Source organism: Sphaerochaeta sp. S2 (assembly GCF_016406725.1).
Lineage (GTDB): Bacteria > Spirochaetota > Spirochaetia > Sphaerochaetales > Sphaerochaetaceae > Sphaerochaeta.
In genome coordinates, this window is sequence record NZ_JAEKNT010000299.1 from 1 (window position 1) to 3,963 (window position 3,963).

General features: G+C 47.6%; 4 protein-coding genes. 2 read left to right on the forward strand and 2 right to left on the reverse strand.

Annotation, left to right across the window (positions count from 1 at the left end):
- Together JF818_RS08690 and JF818_RS08695 are read right to left on the reverse strand one after the other, a co-directional pair.
- Positions 1–680: ATP-binding cassette domain-containing protein (locus tag JF818_RS08690; protein ID WP_198891623.1), on the reverse strand; the 680-nt coding region annotated here is incomplete at its 3' end.
- The gene (locus tag JF818_RS08695; RefSeq protein ID WP_198891624.1) at positions 680–1,855 is read right to left on the reverse strand and encodes an ABC transporter permease; all 1,176 of its coding nucleotides are present in this window, start codon (positions 1,853–1,855) and stop codon (positions 680–682) included. The genes JF818_RS08695 and JF818_RS08690, both read right to left, overlap by 1 nt.
- Before the next feature lie 197 nt (positions 1,856–2,052).
- Here JF818_RS08695 and JF818_RS08700 point away from each other — a divergent pair, with 197 nt between their 5' ends.
- Together JF818_RS08700 and JF818_RS08705 are read left to right on the forward strand one after the other, a co-directional pair.
- Entirely contained in the window at positions 2,053–3,408 is a 1,356-nt protein-coding gene (locus JF818_RS08700) for a mercuric reductase (protein ID WP_198891625.1), read from the forward strand.
- Positions 3,409–3,410: 2 nt separating this feature from the next.
- A partial coding sequence (locus JF818_RS08705) for a glycine betaine ABC transporter substrate-binding protein (RefSeq protein WP_304945013.1) occupies positions 3,411–3,963 on the forward strand: 553 nt, incomplete at its 3' end.

The window sequence follows — 3,963 nt, forward strand, 5'->3', positions numbered from 1 at the left end:
TCCCCATCCTTCATGATCACCAGGTAATCGGCAAGACGGATAGCTTCATCAATATCATGGGTGACAAAAATAACGGTCTTCTTCAATTGGCGTTGAATGCGTATAAATTCATCTTGGAGCTGTTCTCGTGTAAGTGGATCCACAGCCCCAAAAGGTTCATCCATCAGCAGTACAGGGGGATCTGCACCAAGGGCACGGGCTACCCCTACCCGCTGGGCTTCCCCACCGGAGAGTTCATGGGGATACTTGTTCCGATAGATCTTGGGGTCCAGCCGCACCAGAGTGAGCAATCGCTCTACCCGATTCCCTCTTCCTGAACGTTCCTGTCCAAGCAATCGTGGGACCAGATCAACATTCTCTTCTACACTCAGGTGAGGCATCAAACCAACAGATTGAATGGCATATCCCATGGATCTCCTGAGATCAGTCTCATTCATTTCCTGTATGGACTTATCACCATAGGTTATGACTCCAGAGGAGAGTTTCACCAGTGCATTGATACATCTAAGCGTGGTTGATTTCCCACACCCACTTGGGCCTATCAACACAGTTACCCGATTGGTAGGGATCTGTAAGGAGACTTGCTTAAGGGCCTCGGTCTCTCCATACCGCACAGAAATACGGTCTGCTTGCAGAAAAATGGATGTGTCAGTCAGAACAGGATGGGAAGTCAGTTGCATCAGCGTTCCTCCCTTGTTAATGACGCAGGAGTAAAGAGATTGATCAAGAGCTGGAATAGTCGGTCAGAGACCACAGTGAGGGCAATGATGAGCAGCATGCCCAGCAAGACCATGTCCACTGAAGCCTGCCCCAATCCCTCAAACACCAAGACCCCAAGGCCATCCCCACCGATCAACTTGGCAAGGGTGGCATTCCCAATGGTTTGTATCAAAGCTACCCGAATACCATGAAGGATTCCCACCGTTGCCAAGGGTAGACGAACTATTTTCCATAGTTGTGTGGAGTTCATACCCATTCCCTTTGCTGCTAGGACAACTTGCTCATCAATTCCGTTTAGAGAAGTATAGGTATATCGGATGATCGGATAGAGTGCATACATACTGAGCGCAATGATTGCTGGTGCATTGCCAATTCCTTGGATTCCCCACTCCCGGAGAACCGGGAAAGTCCTGGAGAGAGCGGCAAGGGGTGCAATCAAAAGACCAAAAAGAGCTATCCCTGGAATGGTCTGCAATACATTGAGGATGGGGAATACCACACGCCTAACAGCTTTGTTTATAAAGGCGAGAAATGCGATTGGAATTCCTATAAGCATACTGATAAGCAGGCTTATACCGGTAATCCTTATATGAGATAGGATCTCACGGGCCAAGCGTGTACCCAGGTTCCTTGCTTCCAGGAGAATTCCCAGGCGATCAAACATGCCAAGAAGGCCCATACCTAGCACCAGCAACAATACGAAGAATAGGGCAATCTTATCACGAGTTTGCAAAGATTTTTGCATGAAGTAAAGAATGGAAACAGAGGCAAGATACACATACATCCCTGATGCGGGACTATAGCGGGCAAAAGCCCCTTGATCTTCAACCAAGGCACTGCCAGCAATCGCCAATACCAGGAGGGGGAAAAACACCCCAAACGCCATGGAAGCAGAAACAAGGAACCGTGCATGGCTTTTCTCTGGAATGATTACACTTGCCAAGAGCATGAGTGGAGGTGCAAGCAAGAGAAGTATGGGAACAAACCCAAGTGAAAGCATATGTACCGTTATCTCTTCGGATATCCTGTTTTCCCGTGATTGTAAAAATGGCAGGGTTAAGCTCACCAAAAAAAGGAACAGCGTACATATCACCTGCTTATCGAGGGATCTCCACTGGAGTATGTTCCGTTTCAATGATACTCCCCTATACGACAAAACGCCAAAACATTACAATCTACCCTTCTCTTGCGAAGGCCGAAATCCCCTTGTTTCTTTGAGAATAACAGGAGAAAGGGAGGGAATCAAGTTTTCTCGGGGTCTATTTTCTTGTGTGGGTGAGCAATCACCTTTATAGTGCAATTATACTGACGGTCTATCAGGAGGTACTCCCGATGAAACGTTACGATGTAATCATTATTGGAACAGGACAAGCAACGGGAACCATTCTAGGAAAACTCTTGGAACAGAAGCAATCCATTGCTGTTGTTGAGTCCGACCGTGTAGGGGGAAGTTGTGTTAACTGGGGCTGTACCCCAACAAAAACCCTTATTGCAAGTGCCCGCGCCGCACATATGATACACAGGGGAAGTGATTTCGGGATAGAGGTTTCTTCCTACCATGCCAATTTCGCCAAGGTCATGAAACGGGTTAATACCATCCGTGATGAATCAAACAAAGGTTTTACGGAATGGCTCGAGCAAACAGTTGACTTCTATCCTGGTGTTGGGTCATTCGTCGACTCCCATACCGTAGAGGTTGAGGGAAAGCGTATCCATGGAGAGAAAATCGTCATCCATACGGGAACCAGGGCAAGGATCCCTGATATCCCCGGTATCGATGCCGTTCCTTGGTTGGACAACAAGGGAATACTTGCTTTAGGGGAGCTCCCTTCCCATCTCTTGATCATAGGAGGGTCCTATATCGGGCTGGAGTTCGCCCAGGCCTTCAGGAGACTCGGCTCCAAGGTAACGATATTTGAGTCATCTCCATATCTCATTTCCAGGGAAGATGAAGAGATCAGCCTGATAGCACGTTCCATCCTGGAGGATGAAGGAATAGAGATCCTCACCTCTGCTTCCATTAGCTCAATCTCAAAAGAAGCTGATCAATCGATTTCTGTACACTACCAGGGAGGAACCATAACAGGGTCCCACCTTTTGGTTGGTATTGGCAGGGTTCCAAACAGTGACTCACTTAACCTGGGCAGTGCGGGTATTGAGATGGATGAGAGAGGATTCATTACGGTTGACGATGAATGTCGCACATCCGTCCCCCATATCTTTGCACTCGGAGATGTGAATGGGAAAGGTGCATTTACCCATACATCCGTCCATGACGGACAGGTTTTCCTCTCGGTGCTTTCTGGAGGTTCGAAAAAAATCTCTGATCGTATTCCTACCTACTCACTATTCATCGATCCACCACTAGCAAGAGTTGGTTTGAGTGAAAAAGAAGCAAAGAAGCTCAATATACCCTATTTGGTTGCAACCAAGGAGATGGCAACGATCAGTAGAGCGAAGGAGAAGAATGAGACGAAAGGACGTATCAAGATTTTGGTACACAAGAGGGACGATACCATTATTGGGGCTGCTGTCTTTGGTGTGGGTGGAGATGAAATGATCGGTATGATCGCTCTCGCCATGCAAGCAGGACTTCGTTATCAGACAATCCAGGATACCGTCATCCCTCACCCTACTGTGGCGGAATTGATTCCCTGGGTATTCTCTTCACTTCAATCGGAGGCGTAATCATGAAACAGTTTACAAAGAATGTACTCTTGCTGTCTTTTGCACTTTTAGTGCTGTCAATACCTGTTTTCGCTGCAGGAACAACGGAACGTGGGGATAAGCCAGAAATAACGGTGGGTTCCAAGATAGATACGGAAGGCGCCTTGCTTGGCAACATGATCGTATTGGTACTGGAAAACGACGGTTTTACAGTAATTGATAAAACGCAGACCGGTTCCACTCCTATTGTCCGCTCTGCCATCATCGCTGGTGAAATCGACATCTATCCAGAGTATACCGGCAATGCCTACTACTTCTTCTCTGGAGAGAGTGAAGCAGAGTTGTGGAAGGATTTCCAAGCTGGCTATAAAAAGGCTGCTGAGCTAGACCTGGAAGCCAACAATATTGTATGGCTCACCCCTGCCCCTGCCAACAATACGTGGGCAATCTCAGTCCGCGGGGATCTTGCTGAAAGTGAATCCCTAGAAACCTTGGATGACCTAGCATCTTATGTAAATGCTGGAGGGCATTTCAAGCTCGCAGCAAGTGAAGAATTTGTATCCAGTGAGGCTGCAC

Excerpts from the sequence above, each read along its gene's own strand:
- JF818_RS08700 (WP_198891625.1), top strand. The coding sequence starts at position 2,053 with ATGAAACGTTACGATGTAATCATTATTGGAACAGGACAAGCAACGGGA.